The 25014-nt window shown below is 63.5% G+C and carries 22 protein-coding genes; 6 read left to right on the plus strand and 16 right to left on the minus strand.

Going from position 1 to position 25014, the window contains the following annotated elements; genetic code table 11:
• The 6 genes from JET14_RS08155 to JET14_RS08180 all read right to left on the minus strand — a co-directional run bounded on the left by JET14_RS08155 (position 1) and on the right by JET14_RS08180 (position 7433).
• Positions 1-681: a TRAP transporter small permease gene (locus JET14_RS08155; protein WP_200337572.1), complete on the minus strand. Its 681-nt coding sequence runs from the start codon at positions 679-681 to the stop codon at positions 1-3.
• 126 nt (positions 682-807) lie between these two features.
• Positions 808-1815: a DctP family TRAP transporter solute-binding subunit gene (locus tag JET14_RS08160; RefSeq protein WP_246750564.1), complete on the minus strand. Its 1008-nt coding sequence runs from the start codon at positions 1813-1815 to the stop codon at positions 808-810.
• A gap of 343 nt (positions 1816-2158) precedes the next feature.
• A complete protein-coding gene (locus JET14_RS08165) occupies positions 2159-3526 on the minus strand; it encodes a sigma-54-dependent transcriptional regulator (protein WP_200337573.1) in 1368 nt (455 codons plus the stop codon).
• A gap of 17 nt (positions 3527-3543) precedes the next feature.
• Positions 3544-5271, minus strand: coding sequence for a sensor histidine kinase (locus JET14_RS08170; protein ID WP_200337574.1), 1728 nt, complete (start codon positions 5269-5271; stop codon positions 3544-3546).
• 467 nt (positions 5272-5738) lie between these two features.
• Entirely contained in the window at positions 5739-6371 is a 633-nt protein-coding gene (locus JET14_RS08175) for a nucleoside/nucleotide kinase family protein (RefSeq protein ID WP_200337575.1), read from the minus strand.
• Between the two features lie 42 nt (positions 6372-6413).
• Positions 6414-7433: a LacI family DNA-binding transcriptional regulator gene (locus tag JET14_RS08180; protein WP_200337576.1), complete on the minus strand. Its 1020-nt coding sequence runs from the start codon at positions 7431-7433 to the stop codon at positions 6414-6416.
• Between the two features lie 182 nt (positions 7434-7615).
• Here JET14_RS08180 and JET14_RS08185 point away from each other — a divergent pair, with 182 nt between their 5' ends.
• The 5 genes from JET14_RS08185 to JET14_RS08205 all read left to right on the plus strand — a co-directional run bounded on the left by JET14_RS08185 (position 7616) and on the right by JET14_RS08205 (position 13135).
• The gene (locus JET14_RS08185; RefSeq protein WP_200338029.1) at positions 7616-8608 is read left to right on the plus strand and encodes a substrate-binding domain-containing protein; all 993 of its coding nucleotides are present in this window, start codon (positions 7616-7618) and stop codon (positions 8606-8608) included.
• Positions 8609-8696: 88 nt separating this feature from the next.
• Positions 8697-10223: a sugar ABC transporter ATP-binding protein gene (locus JET14_RS08190; RefSeq protein WP_246750565.1), complete on the plus strand. Its 1527-nt coding sequence runs from the start codon at positions 8697-8699 to the stop codon at positions 10221-10223.
• Positions 10216-11238: an ABC transporter permease gene (locus tag JET14_RS08195; protein ID WP_200337577.1), complete on the plus strand. Its 1023-nt coding sequence runs from the start codon at positions 10216-10218 to the stop codon at positions 11236-11238. The genes JET14_RS08190 and JET14_RS08195 overlap by 8 nt, the downstream gene beginning before the upstream one ends.
• A complete protein-coding gene (locus tag JET14_RS08200) occupies positions 11235-12284 on the plus strand; it encodes an ABC transporter permease (protein ID WP_200337578.1) in 1050 nt (349 codons plus the stop codon). The genes JET14_RS08195 and JET14_RS08200 overlap by 4 nt, the downstream gene beginning before the upstream one ends.
• The gene (locus JET14_RS08205; protein WP_200337579.1) at positions 12281-13135 is read left to right on the plus strand and encodes a sugar phosphate isomerase/epimerase family protein; all 855 of its coding nucleotides are present in this window, start codon (positions 12281-12283) and stop codon (positions 13133-13135) included. Before JET14_RS08200 ends, JET14_RS08205 begins: the two co-directional genes overlap by 4 nt.
• Positions 13136-13235: 100 nt before the next feature.
• Here the strand turns inward: JET14_RS08205 and JET14_RS08210 are convergent, their stop codons facing one another.
• The 7 genes from JET14_RS08210 to JET14_RS08240 all read right to left on the minus strand — a co-directional run bounded on the left by JET14_RS08210 (position 13236) and on the right by JET14_RS08240 (position 21342).
• Positions 13236-13868, minus strand: coding sequence for a DUF1989 domain-containing protein (locus JET14_RS08210; RefSeq protein ID WP_200337580.1), 633 nt, complete (start codon positions 13866-13868; stop codon positions 13236-13238).
• Positions 13869-13876: 8 nt separating this feature from the next.
• Positions 13877-15871, minus strand: coding sequence for a CocE/NonD family hydrolase (locus tag JET14_RS08215; RefSeq protein ID WP_200337581.1), 1995 nt, complete (start codon positions 15869-15871; stop codon positions 13877-13879).
• Between the two features lie 72 nt (positions 15872-15943).
• On the minus strand, positions 15944-17506 hold the full coding sequence (locus JET14_RS08220) for an ABC transporter substrate-binding protein (RefSeq protein WP_200337582.1): 1563 nt from the start codon (positions 17504-17506) through the stop codon (positions 15944-15946).
• Entirely contained in the window at positions 17499-18542 is a 1044-nt protein-coding gene (locus JET14_RS08225) for an oligopeptide/dipeptide ABC transporter ATP-binding protein (RefSeq protein WP_200337583.1), read from the minus strand. Before JET14_RS08225 ends, JET14_RS08220 begins: the two co-directional genes overlap by 8 nt.
• Positions 18539-19507, minus strand: a complete 969-nt coding sequence (locus JET14_RS08230) for an ABC transporter ATP-binding protein (protein WP_246750566.1) — start codon at positions 19505-19507, stop codon at positions 18539-18541. The genes JET14_RS08225 and JET14_RS08230 overlap by 4 nt, the downstream gene beginning before the upstream one ends.
• Before the next feature lie 2 nt (positions 19508-19509).
• Positions 19510-20394: an ABC transporter permease gene (locus JET14_RS08235; RefSeq protein WP_200337584.1), complete on the minus strand. Its 885-nt coding sequence runs from the start codon at positions 20392-20394 to the stop codon at positions 19510-19512.
• 3 nt (positions 20395-20397) lie between these two features.
• The gene (locus JET14_RS08240; RefSeq protein ID WP_200337585.1) at positions 20398-21342 is read right to left on the minus strand and encodes an ABC transporter permease; all 945 of its coding nucleotides are present in this window, start codon (positions 21340-21342) and stop codon (positions 20398-20400) included.
• 179 nt (positions 21343-21521) lie between these two features.
• Between JET14_RS08240 and JET14_RS08245 the strand changes: the two genes are divergently transcribed.
• On the plus strand, positions 21522-22265 hold the full coding sequence (locus JET14_RS08245) for a GntR family transcriptional regulator (protein WP_200337586.1): 744 nt from the start codon (positions 21522-21524) through the stop codon (positions 22263-22265).
• A gap of 128 nt (positions 22266-22393) precedes the next feature.
• Here the strand turns inward: JET14_RS08245 and ampH are convergent, their stop codons facing one another.
• The 3 genes from ampH to rnk all read right to left on the minus strand — a co-directional run bounded on the left by ampH (position 22394) and on the right by rnk (position 24924).
• Positions 22394-23497: a D-alanyl-D-alanine-carboxypeptidase/endopeptidase AmpH gene (gene ampH / locus JET14_RS08250; RefSeq protein ID WP_200337587.1), complete on the minus strand. Its 1104-nt coding sequence runs from the start codon at positions 23495-23497 to the stop codon at positions 22394-22396.
• A gap of 211 nt (positions 23498-23708) precedes the next feature.
• The gene (locus JET14_RS08255; protein ID WP_200337588.1) at positions 23709-24278 is read right to left on the minus strand and encodes a hypothetical protein; all 570 of its coding nucleotides are present in this window, start codon (positions 24276-24278) and stop codon (positions 23709-23711) included.
• A 226-nt stretch (positions 24279-24504) separates the two neighbouring features.
• Positions 24505-24924 carry a nucleoside diphosphate kinase regulator gene (gene rnk / locus JET14_RS08260; RefSeq protein ID WP_200337589.1) on the minus strand — a complete coding sequence of 140 codons (420 nt, stop codon included), beginning with the start codon at positions 24922-24924 and terminating at the stop codon, positions 24505-24507.
• Between the last annotated feature and the right edge of the window lie 90 nt (positions 24925-25014).

The following is a 25014-nucleotide window of genomic DNA, read 5'->3' on the forward strand; positions in this document are numbered from 1 at the left end:
CTAATCCTTCAGCACGTCTTTGTTTTCGGCCACCAGCTCTTCAGCCTCATGGCCGGCGATGACGAGTTCGCGCTCGCCGGTCCATATCTGGATAAAGGCCTCGACTGAACGGTAGGCGAGAAGGGCCAGTCCCACGGGCAGGATGATGTAGGCGATCCAGCGCTGGACCCTGTCCTGCATGCCGAACCACTCCTGCATGAACATCGGGTAGTGCAAATCGTCGAGCCCGATCCCCGCCTTGAAGAAGCGATGCCAGTAGAACACAGCGCCGCCCTTGGAATGGGCGCCGAATATCTGCAGCCAGTCGGAGGACAAGAGGATGACCGCGTAAAGAAGCGCGGCAAGCGCCCCGAAAAGCGCGAAAACACGGAAGGCCCGGTGCGGCAGTGTGCGGATCAGCGCATCGACGCCGAGATGCAGGCCGGTCTTCAGGCCATAGCTCATGCCGAACAGGATCATCCAGGCAAACAGGATGCGCGTCAGTTCGAGCGCGCCGCCCCAGCCGCTGTTGAAGCCGTAACGCATGACGACCTGCGCAAACGAGATCACGGTGATCGCCGCAAGCAGCGTCGCCAGCACGTTTTCCTCCAGCCGGGTGACGAGGGCGCGATGGCGCCGTTCGGCCAGATAAAGCAGAACAAGGATCAAAATCAGAGCAAAGTAAGGCCAGTAGGCGGCCATGGCAGGTCCCCTCTCGATGAATCAGGTGAACTGCGGGCAGCGCGGTCGTGCCCGCACTGCCCTCCTGTCCGCCGTTCGGCGCTTTTCAGCTGTTCCCGGCGACGAACCGGCGCACCCGGAATTGTTCTAGTTGTTGGATTCGACCGCCGCCTGGATGAGGTCGGCGCCGATGTCGCCTTCGAACTCGGCCCAGACCGGCTTCATCACATCCACCCAAGCCTGGCGCTGCTCGGGTGAGAGCACCCGCACCTCGCTGCCGGCGGCGATGATGTTGGCGCGGTTTTCCTCTTCCGTCGCCGCGACCGAAGCGTTGGCCGCAGCCGTGACTTCCTCGACGATCTTGAGGAAGCGGTCGCGGAAATCCGGATCGAGACCGTCAAGCCAGTCGGTCGAGGTGACCAGCAGATAGGCGAGAAGCTGGTGGTTGGTCTCGGTGATGCCGTCCTGAACCTCGAAGAATTTCTGGGTATAGATGTTCGACCAGGTATTTTCCTGCCCGTCGACAACGCCGGTCTGCAGCGCGCCGTAAACTTCCTTGAAGGCGAGCTTCTGGGCGGAGGCATCGAGCGCGTTGATCATCGCCACCGCCACATCCGAAGTCTGCACCCGGAATTTCAGCCCGGCCGCATCGCTCGGCATGATCAGCGGCTTGTTGGCCGAGAACTGCTTCAGGCCCGAGGACCAGTAGCCAAGCCCCATATAGCCCTTGTCTTCCATGGCCGAGAGCATGCCCTTGCCGGCATCGCTGGTGGTGAACTTTTCCACCGCATCGAGGCTGGAGAACAGGAAGGGCAGGTCGTAGAGCCGGTATTTCAGCGTATAGGCTTCGAATTTGGCAAGCGAGGGGGCCGCCAGCTGGACGTCGCCGAGCAGCAGCGCCTCAAGCACCTTGTCGTCGTCGAACAGCGTCGAGTTGGGGAAGACCTCCATGCAGGCTTCGCCGTCGAGCTCGCTATTGACGCGATCGGCCAGCATGCGCGCGGCATCGCCCTTCGGGTGACCCTGATCGGCGACCACATGGCTGAATTTGATCACCATCTCGTCGTCGCTGCAGGCCGGATCGGCGGCGGAAACGGCGGAGGCCGCGGCAAAAAGCGCTACGGCGGAAACGGCGGCAGTCAGAAATGTCTTCATGGTTTACGTCCTCCCGTTAAACCCAAATCGTGTCGGATGGGGCTTTCGCCCCGGCAGGCCGCCATCGTATTGGTCGAACGCGGCCAGCACCTGGTTTCACGGCAGCGGCAATCTCAAGCGCCAACTGGGTTGATCTGGAAATCCTCCCGCGACGTCCCTCTCCGCCGCTGCCGATATTCTAACAGCAAGCAGCGTGCCAGTTCTTGCCAAACGTCAATAATGGCTTTGAAACAGTGGCTTAACGATTTTCAGATTTTCGGGAGAAGAGCATGGCGGCGCAAATGTGTCGGCAATGACACATTGTCTGGCGCCCAAATGGGTAGGAAACGACACATTGCGAAGATCACTCGGCATCGTCGACATAGTCTATCCTGAGCCGCTTCATCTTCTCATAGAGCCCCTTCCGGGAGATTTGCAGCGCCTCATAGGTGGGCTTTAGCGCGCCGTCGTGGCGAGCAAGCTCGCTGGCGATCACCTGTCGCTCGAAAGCCCGCATCTGGTCGGCAAGCGGCAGGCCTGCCGAGGGTGTGATGGCGGCTTCGTTCGGTTCGCTATTGTCGAACCCGCGCCAGAGGCCAAGCACGAAACGGTCGGCATAGTTTCTCAGTTCGCGGACATTGCCGGGCCAGTCATGCGCCATCAGTTCGGCCTGCAGAAGCGGTGAAATCTCCGGTATCTCCCGGCGAAACCGCGCCCGCGCATCCCGAGCCAGGAAAAAGAACAGCAGAGGGATATCGTCCCTGCGTTCCTTAAGCGACGGAATATCGAGGGTGACGACGTTCAGCCGATAGTAGAGATCGGCCCGGAAACGCCCGGCATCGCTTTCAAGCTTGAGGTCCGATTTCGACGCCGCGACGATCCGGATATCGAGCGCGATCTGCTTGTTGGAGCCGAGCCGCTCGACGGTCCGGGTTTCGATGGCGCGCAGGATCTTGGCCTGAAGGTCGAGCGGCATGGACTCGATCTCATCGAGAAACACGGTGCCGCCATCGGCATGTTCGAGCTTGCCGATCCGTTGTTTGCTCGCGCCGGTGAAAGCGCCCGCCTCATGGCCGAAAAGCTCTGCCTCGATCATATCGGCCGGCACGGCCGCGCAGTTGATCGCAACGAAATTGCCTTTCGCTCTCGCGCCGGTTTCGTGCAGTGCGCGGGCGACGACTTCCTTGCCGGCGCCGGTTTCGCCGCGCACCAGCACATCGACATCGGTGTCGGCAAGCATGGCGATCTGCTCGCGCAGCCTGACGATCCCCTCCGTCCGCCCCACCAGCCGGAGCGACAGCGCGTCATGACCGTCAAGCTCCGAGCGCAGCGTGCGGTTTTCAAGCACAAGGCGCCGCTTCTCAAGCGCGCGGTCGATGACGGTGTAGAGGCGTGAGGCCTGGAATGGCTTCTCGATGAAATCATAAGCGCCGGCGCGCATCGCGTCGACGGCCATCTGCACGTCGCCATGCCCGGTGATCAGGATTACCGGAAAGGTTGGATCGATCGAAAGCGCCGATTTCAGGAGCGCCATGCCGTCCATGCCCGGCATGCGGATATCGGTAACGAGCACGGCATAGGCCTCATGGGTAATGCGCTCCAGCGCGGGTGCGGCACTGTCATGCACGGCCACATTGACGCCCTCGAGCTCCAGCCCCTGCGCCAGCGCGTGGCGCAGATCGTCATCATCATCGACCAGATAAACGAGCGGTGTTGCCGTCTGCATTGCCATGACCTGTCGAAATCTCCCTAGTCTGTCTTCGCCGCCTTCAGCCGCAATTCGAAGACCGCGCCGCCCTCGGCCCGCAAAAGCGTAACACTGCCACCGAAATCCTGCATGATGTTATAGACGATAGATAGTCCCAGGCCGCTCCCCTGTCCGGTACGGGTGGTGAAGAACGGCTCGAACACCTCGCCCGCCAGTTCCGGCGCGATGCCAGGGCCGTTGTCGCGGACATGCAGAAAGATCTCGTCGCCGGCGCTTTTCAGCTCCACGGCAATGCGCCCGTCCGCGCGCCCCTCGAGCGCGTCGATTGCATTGCCGAAGAGGTTGACGAACACCTGCGACAGCCGGATCCGCCCAGCCTCCACCATCACGCCATCGAGCGCCGGATCGACAGCGATTGCGACCCCGGCCCGTTCCGCCTTCGGCCGGATCAGGATCAGCGCCTCGTGCAGCGCTGCCTGCACCGCCACGCGCTGCAGCTTTGTCTCGGGCTTGCGCGAAAACGACAACAGTGTGCCAGAAAGCTCGGAGATGCGGGCGACCATGGCCGTGATGCGGTCCAGATTGCCGGCGGCGAGCTCCTGCCTGCCCAGCGCCAGCGCTTTCCGGGTATTGCCTGCATAGGTCTCGATCGCGGCCAGCGGCTGGTTGATCTCGTGACTGAGTGCCGCCGCCATCTGGCCGACGCCGGCGAGCTTGGCGGCCTGGATCAGTTCGTGCTGAACGCGTTTCAATTCCCGTTCTGCCTCGATCCGTTCCTCGATTTCGTGCGACAGGTTGCGGTTTGCCCGGCTGAGCTCCTTCGTCCGGTCGCGCACGGCGCGTTCGAGACGCAGGGCCGCGGCCCGTTCTCGCCGCCGCAGCAGGATACGATCCTCGATCCGGCCGATCACGAAAAAAACGATCACGCCCACAAGCAGAAAGATCAGCAGCGAAAAGCCGATGGTCGCGGACTGTGCGGAAACAATACGGCTGCGATTGCCCAGGACATGAAGCTGCCAGCCCATCAGCGGCAGGTCACGCATGATATCGATATGCGTGGTGTGACCGCCCGTGCCGAACTTGGCATCGATCTCCGACACAGGTTTCAGCAGCCAGTCCTGGCGGTTGGAGAGGAAGACGATGCCGTCGCTGTCCGCCACGAAAATCGGATCGGCAGAAAGCGCCCAGGTGCGCTCCACCGCATCGAACCCGACATAGACGGCGACCACGCCGCGCAACTGCCCGTTCCGGCGGACGCCCGCCCCGAAGGCATAAACGCGGCTTTTGCCCTTGATGAGGGCTGTGGTGCGGCCGAGCCGGTTTTCGTTCGCCGCTCTTAAAAGCTCCGCGCGGCCGGCCGGCTCGTCCCCGAAGATATCCCGCGCCGCAGCCAGCAGCTTGCCGTCGGCGGCAAAGAAGGCCACATCCCGCGCGCCGGAAAGGCCGGCGATTTCTTCCGCAAGCGAACGCGCCCTTCTCTGAATGGAAACCTCGGAGGCGAGGCTTGAAAACAGCAGCGCGACTTCATCCTGCCGCGCAAGAAGGGGCGGAACGAGCCGGTATTTTTCCAGCACGCCGTTGAGGACCTCCGCCTGAACGGCCAGCGTTTCGGCGGCCTGGCGCTGGACATAGCCGCGAGAACGATCGGTGGCCACTTTCCACGCGGCAGCGGTCCCGGCCAGTGTCAGCAAAAGCAAAACGAAGGCCGCGCCTGCGCGCAATCTGAAGAAACGCGACCGAACCGCACTGCCGGTATGCCAGCTATCCATTCCACTCCCTCACGAGAAATGCCCTGCCGGATCGGCAAGAGGAACATCTCGCACCCTCACCATAGCCGCAACGGGTGTCGCTCTCCAACCGATTAGGCAGATCGGAAAAGGCCATCCGGCCCGGCTCCCGGGGATCGGACTATCCCGGACAAAGAGGCGCGTGGATCCACCTTTGGCGAGCGGCCGCTATCCCGGCTTCGCGCAAAGAAGCTGACCGTCAGGAAACGGCCGCATTCGTGTTGCCCCGCCGGGGCAGGCTTGTGTCCGGGCAGTGGAATTCTCACGCTGATGAGCGACATCACGACGGAGCCCTTGGTGCGAATGCCCTTATGCCAAGGCGGCGCCCGCTGCACTCCATCTGTTACCCGGCGTCCTTGAAGTGCCCGGGGACCGCAAACAAGACCCGTCCGAGACACGTTGTCCGTGGCTCCGGGCCCCGTCTCGTCGAAGCTATAGCAGCCGGTTCGTCATCCGTTCACCACCCGATAGTCGGCCGGGCGGCTTTTTGACAGAACAAGGCGCATGTTCGGGAGGTCATTGCCGTCCATCTTTCGCATGCGCTCTTCCGGGGGCAGATGCGCCCAGCGGGCTTCCAGCCGGTCGCGAAGCACCGTTTCCGGCACGTCGATAAAGGCCGTCCTGTCGAACATTGCCGTTACCGGATGCCAGCGTTCGTCGTCCAGGAGCAGATAATTGCCTTCGACAATGATCAGTCGCGCTTCCGGCCCGATGATGCGCGCGCCCGCGCGGGCGATCTCGATCGACCGGTCGAAGACCGGTACGGCCACTTCCTCCCCGTCATCTGCCCGGATGCGTCTGAGTGCCGACAGCAGGCCGCCGGCATCGAAGGTGTGGGGCGCGCCCTTGCGCGCCAGATCGCCGCGCGCCGTCAGCACCATGTCGTCAAAGTGGAAGCCGTCCATCGGCAGGACCTGAACCTTTTCCGGCAACCGGTTGTTCAGACGGGAGAAAAGAGCGTCTGCCAGATGGCTTTTCCCGGCGCCGGGAGGGCCTGCCAGAGCGACAATCCGGCGTCGGTCGCCGGAGGCGATCTTCTCCAGCTCCACAGCGAGCTGGTCCGGTTCTACCTGTTTGTCCATGTGCGTTCTCCCAGTCAAAAAGCGGTTGGTTGCCGAACACGGCTATTCATATTCGGGGCCGAGACCGTCGATGATCAGGCGCGGCGGGACGACCGAGATTTCTCCCGCCCGGTCCTCTTCGCCGTCGAAGCAGGAAAAGCAGACCTTGATCAGGTTTTCGACATCCTGTCTGAGCATGATGGTCTTTACCGGCAGGCAGGCGGCAAACGGGTCCCAGTCGAAGCAGGCCACGCGCACATTGCCGGCAAGGTCCGGCCGGTCGCGCCAGAATGTCGCAAAACCCTCAAAGGCCGTGATAGAGTTGACCAGCATGGCGAGCGGCGGACTGCCTGTGTCGTTGAGCAGCTTTGAAAGCGCGTCGTGCGCGGCGACAGGGCTGTAGCCGCAACGGACGATGTCGGCCTCGCCGGCTGTCCGGCCGGCTTCGCGCATGCCCGCCAGAAAGCCCTCGATACGGCGATCGGTGGCATATTCATGCTCCCGTCCGCCGAGGAAAATAGCGCGGGCCGTGGGCTCGAGCCCTTCGAGCAGGCGGCGTGTGAGGTCTCGCGCGCCGCCGAAATTGTCGGTGACAACCGAAAACGCGTCCGGCCCGGGAAGGTCGACATTGACGCAGCGCACGCCTTTGTTGTGGCAAAGTCGGTTGATGTCCGACGGGTTTTCGACGCCGGCAACGACGAGAAGCTCAACCTCCTGCATCACAAGCTTGGCGGCAACCTGACGCTCGATCTCGGGGTTGCGTTGCGTGCTCACGACGATCGGCACGAGCCCGCGGGCACGCGCTTCGCTCTCGAAATTCTCGACCAGCCCGGCGAAAAAGCGGTTGCGATGGTGCGGAATGATCATGCCGGCAAGGGAAGAGCGACCGAGCCGCAGGGCGCGCGCGCGCTGATTGGCCTGATAACCGAGCTTGGCGGCAAGCGCGAGAACGCGCTCGGCCGTTTCCGGGTTGGTTCGGTGTTTCTGCCAGGTCCCGTTGAGGACAAAACTGACCGTCGAAACGGAGGTGCCGGCGGCCTCCGCAAGGTCGCGAATCGTCGGTCTTTTCCTCGGTTTTGGCATGTCTTCATCCGGTTTCGGTCATTCCGATTAGCGTTCCCAACGCTGATTTACAATCGCAAAACCGGGTTGACAGTGCAAGCTAAAAGGTTTTAGCTAAACATATTCGGTGGAACGCGGCAGTAGGAGGCCGCCACCGGATGTGGAGATTTCAACAGGAGGAGAGCCCAATGGCCTTTACGACCATGACCCGTCGCACGCTGCTAGCAGGGGCGGCGGCCGTGATGACGGCGTTTGCCGGAACAGCAGTCCATGCACAGGATCAGACCACCATCGGCGTTGTTGCCAAGATCGGCGGCATTCCGTGGTTCAACGCCATGGAAGCGGGTATTGAAGAGAAGGCCGCGGAGCTCGGCGTCAACGGTTTCATGATCGGGCCGACCAGCGCCGATCCGGCGCTTCAGGTCCGCGCGATCGAGGACCTGATTGCCCAGGGCGTCGATGTCATCGGCGTCGTGCCCAATGACGCGGCGGTGCTCGAGCCGGTGCTGAAGCGCGCACGCGACCAGGGCATCATCGTGCTGACCCATGAATCGCCCGATCAGCAGAATGTCGACTGGGATTTCGAACTGGCCTCGGCCGTCGGTTTCGGAGAAGCCTACGGCAAGCAACTGGGCGAAATGATGAACGGGCAAGGCAAATATGCCGTCTTCGTCGGCGGCCTCACGGTGCCCCTGCACAATGCCTGGGCTGATGCTGCCATTGCCTATATTCAGGAAAACTACCCGGACATGGAGCTCGTCGGCGACCGCTATGGCGTGGCGGAAGACGTTGATGCCTCGCGCAAGACCGCCCTTGACCTGATGCGGGCCAACCCGGATCTCGGCGGCTTTCTGGGCTTCGGCAGCCAGGGGCCGATCGGCGCGGCGCGCGCTGTCGAGGAGCGCCGCAAGTCTGGCGAAGTCGTCGTGCTTGGTCCCTTTTCGCCGGGACAGGGCAGAAAGCTCGTGCATGACGGCGTGCTCTCCGGTGGGTTCATGTGGAACCCGAAACAGGCCGGAGAGGTGTTCGTGACGCTCGGCACGATGCTTGTCAATGGCGAGAAAATCGAGGCCGGAATGGACATCGAGGGGCTCGGCGTCATCGATCCCGATTTCGAGGGGCGCGACATCATCGTTGATCAGCTCGTGCAGATCAACAAGGATACCGTCGACGATCTGGCAGCCCTCGGCCTGTAGCGAAAATGTCTGCGCCCGGCTGCCGGCGGCTTTTCCGCCGTGCCGGGCGCGGACGACAACCGACCCTTTCAACATACCAGGTGGATCCATGACGGACGAGCGAATGCCCCTTGAGGCGTCGGCCGGCGACGGCCCGTGCCTGCTGCGCCTCGAGCATGTCTCCAAACGCTTCGGCGGCGTGCAGGCGCTCGACGATGTCACATTCAATGTCTGGCCCGGCGAAGTGCTTTGCCTTGCCGGCGAGAACGGTTGCGGAAAGTCGACGCTGATCAAGACGGTCAGCGGCGTCCACAAGCCGGAGCCGGGCGCGGTGATGGAATGGGACGGCCGGGACATGAGCGATCTCGACCCGGCCAAGGCCCGCGAAATGGGCATTCAGGTGATCTGGCAGGATCTCGCGCTGTTTCCCGAGATGAGCGTCGCGGAGAACATCGCGTTCGAGCGCAATCTCGGCGGCAAGCCCAGACTCGTCAATCACAAGGCCATGCGCAGCGAGGCCGCGGCCATTCTGGAGCGTCTTGGCGTCTCGATCGATCTGGAAGCGAAGGTCTCGTCGCTGTCGATCGCCAACCGGCAACTGGTCGCCGTCGCCCGCGCCCTGATTGCCGACGCCAGGCTTGTCTTCATGGACGAGCCGACGGCGTCGCTGTCGCGGCATGAAACGGAGGCGCTGGTCGCAATCGTCCGGCGACTTTCGGAGCAGGGGGTCGCCATCGTCTTCGTCAGCCACCGGCTTGCGGAGGTTCTCGACGTCTGCTCCAGGGTGACGGTTCTCCGCGACGGCTGTTACGTGGGCACCTATCCGACCGAGGGCATGACCCAGGCGCGCCTGACCGAGCTGATGACCGGGCGCAGCTTCGATTATGAAGTGCGCGCGCCCCAACCGCGCAGCTCGGCGCCGCTGATTTCCGTGCGCGGTCTGACGCGCCACGGAGAATATCAGGACATCGATCTGGACATCGCCCCGGGCGAAATCGTCGGTCTGACAGGGCGCCTCGGCGCGGGACGGACCGAGCTCGCCCTGACATTGTTCGGCATGAACTACCCCGACGACGGCGAGATCGTCATGGAGGGCAAGCCGCTTCGGATGATGTCGAACCGGGACGCGATCGGGGCCGGTATCGCCTATGTCTCGGAAGACCGGTTGTCGCTTGGGCTGGTTCAGCCGCAGTCGATTGCCGACAACACCGTCATTTCCGTTCTCGATCGCCTGCTCAGCAACGGTTTGCTGTCAGCGGCGAAGAAGAACAGGCTGGTCGACGACTGGATCGGCCGCCTGCGGGTGAAGATCGGCGAGACGACGGACCCGGTTTCCAGCCTGTCCGGCGGCAATCAGCAACGGATCGTGCTTGCAAAATGGCTCGCCACCAATCCGAAGCTGCTGATCCTCGACAGCCCGACGGTGGGCGTCGATGTGGGCGCACGCGCGGGCATTTTCGACATCGTCAGCGATCTGGCGGCCAAGGGGATGGCGATCCTTCTGATTTCCGATGAAACGCCGGAGGTCTATTTCAATGCCGACCGCGTCCTGCATATGCGCGACGGACGGATCGTCGAGACCTTTGAGCCGGCCAAAACCGATATCGAACGCATCGAGGAGGCGGTCCATGCGTAGATTTCTTCCAAGACTGACCGGAACGGAGCTTTGGCTTTCCGCCGTCATCGCGCTGATCGTGGTCGGCCTTTCCGCAACGACGGATACGTTCTTCACGCTCGTCAACCTGTTCGATATTCTGAATTATTCGGCGGTGAACATCATCTTCGCCGCGGGCCTTCTGGTCGTTCTGATCGCAGGCGGCATCGACATATCCTTCGCCGTTGCCGCATCGGTGGTTCAGTATCTTCTGGCGACGACGCTGATGCAGTTCGGCGGCGGCAACTGGGTTTCCGGTTTTGCCCTGGCGATCGGGTTCGGAGCCATGCTGGGCGCCGTCAATGCGGCGATGATCTATCATTTCCGGATCATATCGATCGTCGTGACGATTGCCACGTTCAACCTCTTTTTCGGCCTTCTGATGTTCGCGACAGGTGGCGTTTCGATCTACCTGCTGCCGGACTGGATGGTGGATCGCGTCGTTCTCTTCGAGCAGGAAACGGCGATGGGTTGGGCGGAAATCACCCTGCCCGTCGCCGTCATGGCCGTGGTCGTATTCGCGACCTGGCTGCTTCTGCGCCGGCTGAGTTTCGGCCGCCAGCTGTTTGCCATGGGCGACAACACCGAAGGCGCGCGACGTCTCGGCATCAATATCGGCGCGATGCACTATCTCGCCTATTGCTGGCTCGGCGCCTGTGCCGGCGTTGCCGGGCTGATGCAGGCCCACTACGCCCAGGAAGTGGTGCCGAACGCCCTCTACGGGCGGGAACTGGAAGTGCTGGCCGCAGTCGTCCTGGGCGGCGCGCGCCTTGGCGGCGGCCGCGGCACGCTGCTCGGCGCCGTCCTGGGGCTGGCCCTGATCGCCATCACCCAGAACGGTCTCAACCTGCTCGGCATCTCGCCCTATGCCTTCCGCATGATTGTCGGCGCGATCATCCTGATCGCCATTGCGATGTCGGCCGAGACGCTGGGGCTCGTGAACGAAAAGCTGCGCCGCTTCAAGGCAAGCGCCGGCCAGACAGGAGTCGCCAAATGACGCGTGCCTTGACAAGTCTTTTTCCCAGAACCGCCGCCGCCAGCGAAATCGTCGGCCTCGTTGTCGTGCTGCTCGCCCTGATGGCGCTTTTCGGTTCGCTTTCGGACCGGTTTCTGACGGGGGCGACCTTCTCTTCAATCGCCTTCCAGCTTCCCGAGCTCGGACTTCTGACGCTGGCGATGTTCATCCCGATCCTGTCGGGCGGGCTCAATCTGGCCATCACCTTTTCAGCCAACATCTCGGGGCTCGTTCTGGCCTGGGTCATTACCTGGGGCGGCGGCGCGGATGCCGGTCTGGGGGTGATCGTGCTGGCTGTCGTGGCCGCTCTTGCGAGCGGCGTCGTGATCGGATGGGCGCTCGGGGCGATTATTGCCTATACCGGGGCGCATCCCATTCTGGCTTCACTTGCGATGATGATCTTCCTGCGCGGGCTGGGAGAGTTTCTGACCCGCGGCGGCAGCATCTCCGGCTTTCCGCCCGCGATTTCGGCGCTGGGGCAGGGGACCGTATTGGGCATTCCCGCACCCTTGATCGTCTTCGCGGTCTGCGTCGGGCTCTGGGCGCTGCTTCTCAACCGCACGCGGCTCGGATTCTCCATCTTCATGCTTGGTTCCAATCCGGAGGCGACGCGCTATTCCGGCATCGATACGCGGTTCACCCTGACCATGATCTACGCGCTGTCGGGCTTCATGTGCGCGGTTGCCGGCATCATCATGGCGAGCCGCTTCAATTCGGTGCGCGTCGGCCACGGCGAAGCCTATCTTCTGATCACGGTTCTGGCGTGCTTTCTTGGCCGGGTCGATCCGTTCGGCGGGTTCGGACGCGTCTCCAACGTCGTGCTTGCGCTGGTCATCCTGCAGATCATCGGCTCCGGGCTGAACCTGCTCGGCACCAACCAGCATCTGGCAACGGCGCTCTGGGGCGGCATCCTGCTCTCCGTCATGGTGGCGCGTTACCTCTGGTCCCGACGCGGCAGCGTCGGCAGCGTCGGCAGCGTTAGGACCAAACCTTCCCCTTCAACATTGCATCAAGGAAAACAACAATGAGTATCAGTGGGTTCGGCGTTCACACCGCGATGTGGGCGATGGAATGGAACCGTGCGGCGGCCGAGTTTGCCATTCCCGAGGCCGTCAAGTACGACATCGACTTCCTCGAGATCACCATGCTTGATCCGGAAAGCGTCGATGCGGCCCATACCCGCGGTTTGCTGGAAAAGAACGAAGTCGAGTGCGTCTGCTCCCTCGGGCTTCCGCTCGACCGGCTGCCGACGAACAATCCGGAGGGCGCTCTGGAGTTTCTGTTCATGGCGATCGACAAGTCCTCCGCGATCGGCGCGAAAGCCATGAGCGGCGTGATTTATGGCGGCCTTGGCCAGCGCACCGGCAAGCGGCCGACCGAGGCCGAATACGACGCCACCGCCCGCGTGGTGGAGAAGGCGGCGGCCTATGCCAAGACAAAGGGCATGGATTACGGACTGGAAGCGGTCAACCGCTACGAAAACCACCTGCTGAACACATCGGACCAGGCCGTGATGCTGTGCGAGAAAATCGGAGCGGACAATGTCTTCGTGCATCTCGATACCTACCATATGAATATCGAGGAAAAAGGCATTGCCCAGGGCATCCTCAAGGCGCGCGAACACCTCAGATACATCCATCTCTCTGCATCGGACCGGGGCACGCCGGGGCGCGATACCATCGCCTGGGACGAAGTCTTCACCGCGCTGGCGGCCATCGACTACAAGGGCGGCATGGCGATGGAAAGCTTCATCACGGTTCCTCCGCAGGTCGCCGAAGCGCTTTCGGTCTGGCGGGATGTCGCGCCTGCCCGGGAAGAAGTGCTGACGGACGGGCTTGGCTTCCTCAGGATGAAAGCCAGTCAGTATGGTCTGATCTGACGGGTTCAGGGCGGCTGGCGCGATCTGCCGTCTAAGCCCTTCCGTGAGGGCTTCGACATGCATTGTCTCGCGCCGGACGGCGCCGGCGCGCTCGTCCTGGTTAGGCCACCAGCTTTCCCGTTCTCCGCCGGATATGCAGCGCGATGTCGCGCGGCACGCCGTCTTCGCCGTTGATGACGATCAGGTCCTGCGGGCAGGCGGAGACGGCGAAGTAGCAATCCATTTCGGCGCGCAGGCGCACATAATGCCCGGCTCCGGTCGTGCTCGGCATGTCCTTCATGTCATTGCTGTTCTCGACAATCGTTTCCATGAAAAGGTTCCACGGCGTCGGCACGCGGTGAAACGGCACGCCGAGGGCTTCGAACTGTCCCTTCAGGTTGTCGCTGCAATTGTCGTGGTAGCCTTCATGGCCATAGAAGATAGTGTAGCTCGGCGCGCAGCACGCCGGGCAAAGCGTATCGTGAATGCCCGGCGAGGTATCCTCGACAAAGGTCAAGATGGTGCGCCACCGATCGGTGCAAAGCGCGTCGCCCGGCCTGAAATTCAGCCGGTAATGCAGGACGTGGCTGTGTTCCATCGACATGTATTCCGCCGGGTTGTCGCGGGCGAAAGCCCATGTGTCGACCACCTGGCCGCCATGGATGTTGACGACGTCAACGGTGTCTCCGGCGTTCAGCGCCACCATGCGGCCCCGGCGCGCGGGCACCCTTATCACTTCAAGCGCGTCGTTCATCTTTTCTCTCATTCATCAAAGCTGTGGGTCCACAGACGTTCGAAGATCTGGCGATCCGCCTCATACGCGGCAAAGCGCGACGTGAGCACGAGCTTGCCGTCCTCGCGGAAAACCTGCGTGTCCGTCTCGATCGAAACCTTCCAGCTGTCGCGCTCATAGGTTTGGGCAAACTGGAAGCCGGCGCGCGCCGACCCGCCGTCGCGGGGCAGAATGGAATAGTCGTGATCATAGCGGGAGGTGATCGACAGACCGTCGATTTCCCATGTCGATGGCGTGTCCTCGGAAAAAAGGGCGACCCTGCCGGTTGCCTGGTCGGTAACCGTGGTGCGCCTGTATTCAGGGGCCGCGACGGTCTTGCAGGAAACGGGCATCGCGTGCAGCGCCGCGCCGAACGCCGGCTGGTCGTGGATGGCCCCGGGCGGCATGCCGAGCAAGCTCAGCTGCAGGCCTTCGGGCTGGATACACATGGCGTTGTCTTGCGCTTCCGGCCAGATCATCGGCCAGTAGCTGGTCGACAGCGCAAGCCGCAGCCTGCTGCCGGGCGAGAACCGGTGCGCGACGGCATTGACGGGGATTGCGATATCGAAGGCTTCGCCCGGCGCGACGCCTTCCGGTCGCCTCAGACGCCGCGCCGTGAAGGTCACCCGCGCGGATGTGCCGTCGGCCTTGACCTCGTTCAGGCGGATGACAATCAGCGCCCGCTCGCCCGCAAACGAGAGCCTGAGCTTCAGGGCGGCATGGCCGACGAGATGCTGCGGGTGATCGAGCGGCCGGGTGTCGAAGCAAAGCGACTGCCCGTCGTCGGGGCGCTGATCGGAAGCGAATTCCGGCCCGTTGCCGCCGGCGTCGAGTGGGCACCATTCGCCCCCGGTCGCGCCCAGCGTCAGCGGACTGTCGAGAACGATCGCGCCCGCGGGCCCGCCGGGCGTTTCGGAAAGGCAACGATCATCGGCATAAAGCGTCTTTGCGGGCGCTTCCGGCGGCCAGCTTTCAAGCCCGATCCAGCTGCCGCCGATCTCCGGCGAGGCCGCATCCGGCTTCGGATCGTCGCCGACCCAGAGCCGCAGCATCGGCTCGTCCATGATCCCCGTGTCGTCGTCGAGTAGCCAGTGGCGCCACCAGCGCATGCATTCCTGCAGGAAGCCGATCCGCGGTCCGGGCTGGCCCCATGTCGGATACATGTGCGTCCACGGCCCGATGAGCCCCTTGCGCGGAACATTCAGCTTCTGCATCAGCCTGAGGATGGGATCGGAATAGCCGTCGACCCAGCCGCCGACGGCGAAGACGGCGCAGTCGATATCGCCATAATTCTCGCAGACGGAGCCGTGCTTCCAGAAATCGTCGCGCTCCATGTGCGACAGCCAGCCGGCAAGCGGGGGCTCGATATTTTCCAGCCGGTGCATCCAGATGTCGCGCCAGTTCTGTCCGGCATGTTTCGGGTCCGCCGGACGTCCGAGCTGGGTGAAGAGTCCGGCGCCCCATTGCAGGCCGTCGTTCAAGAGCGCGCCGCCCATGAAATGAACGTCGTCACCGTAGCGGTCGTCGGTCGAACAGGCAGTGATGATCGCCTTGAGGGCCGGCGGGCGGCGCGCGGCGATCTGCAGGCCGGCGAAGCCGCCCCATGAAATGCCGATCATGCCGACATTGCCGTTGCACCACGCCTGCGCCGCAAGCCAGGCAATCACCTCGAGGGCATCGTCCTGTTCCTGTTTCAGATACTCGTCATGCAGCAGGCCTTCGGAATTGCCCGAGCCGCGAATGTCGACGCGGCAGGCGGCAATGCCGCATTCGGCGAAGTAGCCGTGCATCATGGCATCGGCAAGCGCCGTGCCGTCCGACTGACGATAGGGGATCCATTCGAGAACGACCGGGACCTGGGAGGCTGCCGGCGCCTCAGGCAGCCACAGGCGCGCCGTCAGCCGCGTGCCGTCGGAAAGAGGGATGACGATCTGTCGGAAGGGCGCCGGCCTGTCGCCGGTCGCGCGCACGGTAAAGTTCTGCAAGAGACTGCTCGCTCGTCGCTCTGTTGCGGTTCGGGCGGCGGGCACGGCCGGTCCGCCGCCTTTGTTTCAGGTTCAGGACGCCTTGAAGTCGCGCAGGAAGGCGATCTGAGCATCCGGCTTGAAGGCGGGCTCGATACCCGGCTTCGTTACCCAGGCGTTGACGCCGTGATAAAGGAAGATATAGGCGCCGGTTTCCTCCAGCTCGTTCTGCAGCGCGACATACATCCGCTCGCGCTTCGCCGGATCGGTTTCCTTCACGGCGGCGGCATTCTTCGCATCCCACCCGGGCGAGCAGGTGCGCTGGAAGTTCCACACGCCGACCTGCTCGCAGGTGAACCACTCTGTCACCCAGCTCGGGTCCGGCGTAGTCGTGAACGGCTCGATGATCAGGTCGATATTCTTGTAGCCGCCGCCCTCGTTGTCCTGCGCCTCGGCAATCATCGTGGCGCTGTCCATCTGGCGGATCGAGAGGTTGATGCCGACCTGGGCGAGCTGCGCCTGCAGCACCTGTGCGACAATCATGATGTCAGGGTCCGTGCCGAAGGTCAGAGAAAGATCCAGCCCCTCCGCGCCGGCTTCCTGCAGCAGGGCCTTGGCCTTTTGCGGGTCATACCCGTAAAGAACGCTGTCGCGCGCGCCAGGCAGGGGCGGCGGAACCAGGCCGTATGCGGGATCGACCGCGCCGCCGAAGGTCGCATCGACGATTTCCTGAACGTTGACGGCATGCTGGATCGCGCGGCGAACCTTGAGGTCGGCAAGCTTCGGATTTTCGACATTCATGCCGATCCAGGCATAGCCGAGCGCCGGCTTGACCGTCAGCGTGTTGTCGGTGCCCTCATAGGCTGGGATCGAGTTGACGGCAATCTGCGTGCAGTCGAGGTCGCCTGCGGCAAAAGCGGTCTCTGCCGAGGTCACGTCGGCGATCGGGTAGAGCTCGATCTCGTCGTAGTAGGGCCTGGGACCGACCCAGCCGGGATTGCGCGTCAGCCGGATGATCTCGCGCGGTCGCCATTCGGCAAGCTGGTAGGGACCGGAGCAGGCCAGCGGATCGGTGGCAATATCGGCATTGCCGGAAGCCTCCACAGCCTTTTTCGAGATGATCAGGCCGGAGGCATTCGGCAGTGTCGATGTGAAGAGCGGCGCGAAGGGCTCCTTCAGGCGGATGACGCCGGTGTATTTTCCGGTCACTTCGACGGTGTCGAGCGCGGCCCAGTCGGAGCCGTAGACGGCGTTGACGGCCGGATCGGCGAAACGCTCGAAGGAAAACTTCACGTCCTCCGCCGTCATCTCGCCGAAGCCGTTGGTGAACTGGATGCCGGGCCGCAGTTCGAAGCGGATGTTCATCGGGTCGCCGTCGTCAAGGAGGGTAGCCGCATCCAGCTCCCAGTCCCAGTTGTCGCCGTCTCCGTAGCGCACCAGCCCGGAAAAGATCGCGAACATGACGGTTTCGTCGTACCAGCCGCCGCGGCTTGCCGGGTCAAGGCGTTCCATGTCGCCGTCATTGCGGATCTTGAGGACCTTGTTCTCCTGCGCAAAAACGGCCTGCGTCCCGGCCAGATTGGCAACGGCCACCGCCAGTCCGCCGGCGCCCAGTCTCTGCATCGCCTGGCGTCGGGTGATCTTGAATTCACTCATGGTCATTGTCTTCCTTCGTTTGGCTTTCAGGTGGGTTGAGCGTGTCGCGCGGAGAGGGAGCCGACCCTTGCGCGGTCGCGGCAAAATGGCAGGCCGCGCTGTGGCCATTTTCCAGGCGCTGCGGGCGCGGCGCCTTCTCCGCGCAGAGGGCGCGGGCAATGGGACAGCGCGTGCGGAACTCGCAGCCCGCCGGGCGCTGCTTCAGGCTCGGAATCTCGCCGGAAATCAGCCGGTCGACATCGACCGTTTCCTTGGCCGCCAGCAGCGCGCGCGTATAGGGATGCGCCGGCGCCCTGAAGACCGTCTCTGACGGCCCTTCCTCGACGATGCGGCCGAGATACATGATCGCGATGCGGTCCGTGACATGGCGCGCGACGGCGAGGTTGTGCGTGATCAGCAGAAAGGAAACATGAAGCTTCTCCTGCAAATCATTGAGTAGGTTCAGTAATTCTCCCTGGACGGAAAGATCGAGGCCGGCTGTCGGCTCGTCCGCCACGACCAGTTCCGGTTTCAGCGCCAGCGCGCGGGCAACGCTCACCCGACGCGCCTGGCCGCCCGAAATCTCGTGCGGGTAGCGGTCGGCGAAATCGGGCGAGAGGCCGACGAGACCCAGGAGCGCGATCGCTTTTTCCCGGCGGTCGCCTTCCAGCATGCGATGCACCACAAGCGGCTCCGTCACCGACAGGCCGAGGCGCATACGCGGATCGAGCGAGGCGACGGCATCCTGAAACATGAAGGCGGTCTTGCGGCGCATGCCCGGCCAGAGCCTGTCGCGTCGAGAGGTCACCGTGTCGCGGTCGAGGCGGATCCGGCCGCCGGAGATCGGCGCGAGACCCATGACCGCGCGGCCGAGCGTGGTCTTGCCGCTGCCGCTTTCGCCGATCAGGCCGACCGTCGTTCCGCGTTCGATGGCAAGCGACGTGCCGGGCAGCACGGTCACGAAGCCTTCCGCCCCGCGCAGCCGCGCGAAAAGGCCCGCCGCGGGATAGCGGACCTCGAGCTCGTCGATTTCGAGGAGATGGTCCTTTTTGCTCATGCGGTCACCAGATGGCAGGCGCTGTTCCAGTCGCGGCCGCAGGCGGCAAGCGGCGGGCGCTCCGTGGCGCAGGGAGCGAAGGCCGAGCGGCAGCGCGGGGCAAAGCTGCAGCCCTTGCGCGGCTCCGTCGGCGCGGGAACGGTTCCGGGAATGGTCGGCAGCGTGCGGGTCGGCCTGTCGATGCGGGCCGGATCGCATTCCAGCAGAGCCTTCGTATAGGGGTGCTGCGGATTGGCGAGAACCGCGCTGACCGGCCCTGTTTCCAGCAATTCGCCGGCATAGAGCACGGCAACCCGGTCGCAGACGCGCGATACGACGCTGATATCATGCGTGATGAACACCGTCGCGCCGGTGAAGCCGGCCTTGGCATCGCGCATGATGGCGAGGATCTGCGCCTCGGTCGTTGCATCGAGAGCCGTCGTCGGTTCGTCGGCAATCAGAAGGCGCGGCTCGGCCAGCAGCGCCGCGCCGATGGCGACGCGCTGCCGGCTGCCGCCGGAAAGCTGGTGCGGAAACTGGCGCATGCGGGTTTCGGGATCGGACAGGCCGACCTTCTCGAGCATGTCGACCGCGCGCCTCCAGCGTTGGGCCTTGCTCATTTCCCTGTGCCAATGCTGGAAGGCGACCATCTGCCGGCCGATCCGCAGGACGGGATTGAGCGCCGTGAACGGATCCTGCGCGATGGTCGCGATGGCGGAGCCGCGCAACCGCCTGCGTTCGGCCGCGTCGAGAGCCGTCAGCTCGCGATCCTCGAAATGGACCGAACCCTCGATCCTGGCGCCGGCCGGCAAAAGGCCGAGCATGGCGGATGCGAGACTCGACTTTCCCGAGCCGCTTTCGCCCACGAGGCCGAGCGTTTCGCCCGGCGCGACGTCGAGCGAGACATTGTGCACGGCGCGGACATCCCCCCTTTCGCCGGGATAGATGATGCTGACATTCTTCATGGACAGGAGTGGTTTCGTCACGGTCAGCGCCTTGCGATCTTGCGGGGGTCGAGAACATCGCGCAGCGCTTCGCCGAGAAAGGTGAATGCGATGGTGGCGATGATGATCGGAAGCCCGGCCGCGACCGCGATGTGCGGCGCCTGGCGGACATAGGTGTAGCCCTCGGCCAGCATGTTGCCCCAGCTCGATTGCGGCGGCTGGACGCCCTGACCGAGAAAGCTCAGCCCGGACTCGATGCCGATGACGGCCGGAATATCCATGGCGACCAGCACGAAGATCGGGCCGATCAGGTTTGGAAGAAGGTGGGAGAGGGCGAGACGGGCGCGCGAACTACCGATCGCCTCGGCCGCCACCACGAAATCCGCATTGCGCAGCACCAGTACCTGGTTGCGCACGACGCGGAAATAGCCCGGCGCCATGGACGCCGAGATCACGAAGATCAGCGTCGTCATGGATGGCCCGTAGATCGAGACGAGCACCAGCGCGAACAGGACGAGGGGCAGCGATTTCACGGAATCGTTGACGAGCACCAACAGGCTGTCGACAAGCTTCGAGCCGAGGCCGGCGACCATGCCCATGGCCATGCCGGCGATCAGCGCGCCGCCGGTTCCGAGCAGGGCGACCTTGAAGGCGGTGCGCGTGCCGAAGATCACGCGGCTGAGAAGATCGCGCCCCAGCTGGTCGGTTCCCAGCCAGTGGGCAAGGGAGGGGCCCTGCATTCTGACCCTGGGGACGATCGCATTCGGGTCATAGGGCGCGACGAGCGGAGCGGCGAGGGCGGCGGCGATGAAGAGAAGGATGACGATCGTCGCGATCGCGCCCGTCGGGTTGCGCATCAGTCGTCCGAGCGTTGCGAAACGCCGCGGAGCGGCGGCCGCAGGGGTGATGTTCGCAGTGGCGTCGGTCAAGGGTCAACCTTTCTCCGCAAGGCGGGGATCGAGCATGGCGATGGCGATATCGGCGAGGAAATTGGCAACCACATAGAGCGCCGTGGTTACGACGACCGAACCCAGAACGACCGGAAAGTTGCGGCTGATCACCGCGTCATAGGCCATCGAGCCGAGGCCGGGGCGCGAGAACACGACCTCGACCAGCACCGCGCCGGACAGGAGATTGCCCATGCCGACGCCGAGGACGGAAATCACCGGTATGATCGCGATCGGCAGCACGCAGCGCAGCACGATGTGCGCCTTGCCGACGCCGAAGGCCTCATAGGTGCGCACATGCGGCTCCGCCAGCGTCTCCAGCATGGCGACGCGCACCAGCCGCGCGATATACCCGACCCAGGCGACGCCGACGGCAAAGGCGGGAAGGACAAGGTGATGGATCTGGTCGCCGAAATCGCCCGGCTCTCCCGCGCCGATGGAGGGAAACCAGCCCAACTGCACGGAAAACAGGATCAGCGCGTAGATCGCCATCAGGAAGGCCGGAAGCGCGACGACGCTGGTTGAAATCAAGCCGATGATGCGGTCGGTCCAGCTGTCGGGCCTCAGCGCCGCCCAGATGCCGAGCGGGATGCCGATGAGCGCCGCCCAGCCAAGACCCGTAACGGCGAGCAGGACGGTCTTGGGAAGCGCCGCGAGCACCATTTGCGTGACCGGGCGCTGGTTGAGGATGTCCGTGCCCAGATCGCCGTGCAGTAGCGACCAGAGAAAATTCAGCGCCTGCACCGCGAGCGGCTGATCGAGCCCCATGCGCAGCCGGAATGCCTCCTTCTGCAATTCGCTGGCGCGCGGGCCGAGCGCGATCGTCGCCGGGTCGCCGGGCACCGTGTAGATCAGAAGGAAGAGAATGGTCATGGCGACAAGCAGCACTGCTACGCCGAGCACGAATCGTCTTGCGATATAGCTAGCCATTGGCTCCGTTTCGGTCAGTGACGGCGCGCCGAAGTGTGGTGGACGGTGCCGCCTGAGCTTCTGCCTTTAAAGAAGGCTTTTCTGGAAATACGCACCATAATATATTACGGTATACATTGCAAATAAGGTATCAACCTTTTAGAGTCAACGCACGCAATCAGAAGCGGGGTGGAGCCGAAATGGCAGCAGAGCGCGTTTTCAAATGGCGGGACGATATCGTCGACGGCCGCGGCAGGACGCCGTCCCTGACCGACAAGGCCTATGAGCGCATCCGCGAGCGCATCGTCGAGCGCAGTCTGGAGCCGGGACACGATTTCACCGAAGCGGAACTGGCGCGCCATCTCGAAATGAGCAAGACGCCGGTGCGCGAGGCTCTCGCCCGTCTTCAGATGGAGGGGTTCGTCCAGGCAATTCCGCGGCGCGGTTACATGGTGACGCCGTTGCACATGTCCGCCATCAGGGATCTCTTCGCCTTCCGGGCGCTGGTCGACGGCGAGGCGGCGGCGCTTGCGGCCGCGCATATCTCGGCGCGGCAGTCATGCGAGCTTGAGGAACTGCTCGAAGCCAGCGCCCTTACGCCCCCGCAGATGAAGCCCGACGCCTGCGAAATCGCCCGCATGATCCGGATCGACAACGCCTTTCACGAGATCATCGCCATCGCCTCGGGCAATGAAAGGCTCCACCGCTGCGTCGTCGGCGTTCTCCGCGAATTCGAGCGCTTCTATCACATCGAAGCCAGCCACCCGGAGTTTTACGGGCCCGATTTCATCGGCCATGCGGACGTCTACCGGTCGATTGTCGAGGGAACCGCTGAGGCTGCGCGCAAGACCATGCATGCCCATCTGGAGAGTTCGCGGCGCGTGCTGATCAAGGGCATCACCGAAGGGCCCTCGGATACGGGCGGGCAATCGGCCTGGCTTTAGCAACGACCATTCAGAGGAATTGGTCTGCCCTGCCGCTGGATAGCGGGACCGAAAGGCGAGGGCGCCTCGACCGCCGCCATCCATGACCGCCTGGCGGCCTGGAAGGCGGCAGGCTGGCGCGACGCCGGTCAACGCGGCGCGAGCGATGCGATCAGGCCATTGACGACCTGGGCCATTTCCGCGCTGGCCGAGAAGTTGAACTGGTTGATGGCCATGAAAATCCCGACGCCGCGCGACGGCGCAAAGGCGAGATAGCTGAAGACGCCGTCGGTGCCTCCTGCTTTCTGGATGATCAGCGGCCGGTCGCCTTCGGGCATCATAATGACCCATCCGAGCCCCATCGCGTTCATGTGGCCGGACTCATCCATCCCGGAGACCGGATCCAGACCGTCACGGATCAACCACGCCGCGTGGCTCAAGGCGCGCATCTCCGCGTCATTCTCGCCGAAGCGGTCAAGGTTCCAGCGCAGATACTGCAGCATGTCGTTTGCGGTCGTATAAAGGCCCGACGCGCCCTGGCGGTTTTCGATAGGGTCGCCCGGATCGATTTCATTGCCGTTCCAGTCGTAGCCGGCCATGGCATTTGCGCCCTGGGGGCGTTCATAGCTGGTGGACATCAGGCCGATGCGATCGAGAACGTCGGATTTCAGCAGGTCCGCATAGGGCGCGCCGGCAATGTCGGAAAGCGACATGGCGAGGACATCGAAGCCGACATTCGAGTAAAGGACGCCGCTTCCCGGGGCGAAGAGCAGCGGGGCATCGGAAAGGTTGGCCGCGAAAGAGGCATCGCTGTATTTTTCGACGCCCTCGACAGGCGCGAGTTCGCGCGGCAGGCCGCTTGAATGAGTGGCAAGGTCGATCAGACGGATCTGTCGTCCGTCCTCTCCGGGCAGGGCGTCGACCACCCCGGCATGCGACCCGACGGGATCGGTGAGGGAAACGACGCCCTGTGCTGCGAGCGATGCAAGCGACAGTCCCGTGAAGGTCTTGGTCACGGACCCGACCCCGATCACCGTGTCGGCATCCGGCTCCAGGCCGCTGCCCCTGGCAACTTCGCCGAAGCCGAAAACGGCGCTCTCGTCGCCCCGCACGGCGGCAATGACGAGACCCGGGACGCCGGTGTCGAGGTAAAAGATCTGCCCTGTGAATTCGATCGCGTCTTCCAGAAGCGGGTCGTTGGCAGAGGCTGACGTTGCGGCCAGAATGGCGATTGCTGCAAGAGCGTATTTCATCGGATCTCCCGTTTTCTTTTCCGAGGTCTTGGAACCTGGGCCGACGCGCAATGCTCTCCTCCAGCCCCCTTTGTTTCGCCGCAAACAGTAGACGATCGTCTTCGGTAAAGAAATACCGCAAGATACGAGCATGCGCCTGGCGGTACACCCGGAGGCGCGCCTCCGGCGTGCGGCGGGCGATCCGGGCCGAGGACGGCGCGGGAGGCGGGGCTCAGTCCAGCCCGCCGTAGAGCACCGTGATCCAGACGATGCTGCCTGCCAGCCAGATCAGGCCCAGCCAGGTGAGCTTGCGGCTGTCGGCCGTTCTCATCGCCGTGAACGCTATGGCCGCGCCCGCGACAAGACGGACGCCGTACCAGATGCCAAGTGCGGCGAGATGGTCGCGCCCCTTGATCAGCGTATCGACCAGGTCGAACCCGAAGGAGACGGCGAACAGCGCGAAGAACGCATGTCGCCTGCGAATGAAGAATTCTTCCCTGTCGGCATGTTCGTGAATGTGATCCGGATAGAGCAGCGTCGACATCAGGAAGAATAGCGAGGCGTAGGACAGGATGAAGATATAGATCCAGAAGTTCCAGTGATCGATGAAGCGAAGGGCGAACTCCCACCACCAGAAGTGCACGGCGCTCAGGAGAACGACGAGCGACCAGACGATCTGTGCATGCCTGCGATCTGTCTTAACGGGCTCCTGCAGGCGGCGGGCCAGCCCCGACAGGACGCGCGTGATCGCCAGCCCCAGAATGAGACTGACCAGGATTCTCAGATGTCCGTATGCGTCCATGGTCTGTCCGAACCCTTTGTTGATCGTCAACTCGAAGCATAAACGCCTGAGCCGCTTCGCGCCAAGGACGGGGAGGGTGACCGCGCGGCCGGGCGCGAGCACGGCCCCGGGGCTCCCTCGCCTGCCTTGCCTGCGGCAAGAACCGTCACGCCGGGATCGCGATGATGCCCGGTCCGATCAGGGCGCGACCGGGATGTAAGGGCGCCTTTGCCTGAAGATGAACGGCCTAACCGTCTGTCCGGGCGCGCGGTTGGCTCACGGCTTCCACCGTCAGGCGGCATATCCGGCCGTCCCGTGTGGTCCAGTCGATCGCGTGTCCGACCTTCAGGCCGATCAGCGCCGTGCCGATCGGCGTCAGGATGGAAACCCGGCCCTCCGCGATATCGGCCTTTCCCGGGTAGACGAGCGTTACCTGTCGGTCCTCTCCGAGGTCGGTGGTGAAGCGAACGGTCGTTCCCATGCGCACGACATCGTCGGCTATGCGTTCGTCCGCCACGATGCGGGCGCGCTCGAGCTCGGTAAACAGCACGTCGGCCAGATCGGCATGTTTGTCGTCAAACTGTTCGGCGAGAAGCGAAAGCCGCTTGTGGTCGGTTTGCGTCAGGACAATTAACGGTTTGCGTTGTTTCTTGTGGTTGGTAGGCACAGTCCGTCTCCTTGCTGGTATGAGCAGCACAATGAACGCCGCGCGCGGGCGTTGTGGTCTCTGTCTGAGGATTTTCGTGTCGCTTGACAG

Origin of the sequence: Martelella lutilitoris (assembly GCF_016598595.1) — a bacterium.
GTDB lineage: Bacteria > Pseudomonadota > Alphaproteobacteria > Rhizobiales > Rhizobiaceae > Martelella > Martelella lutilitoris_A.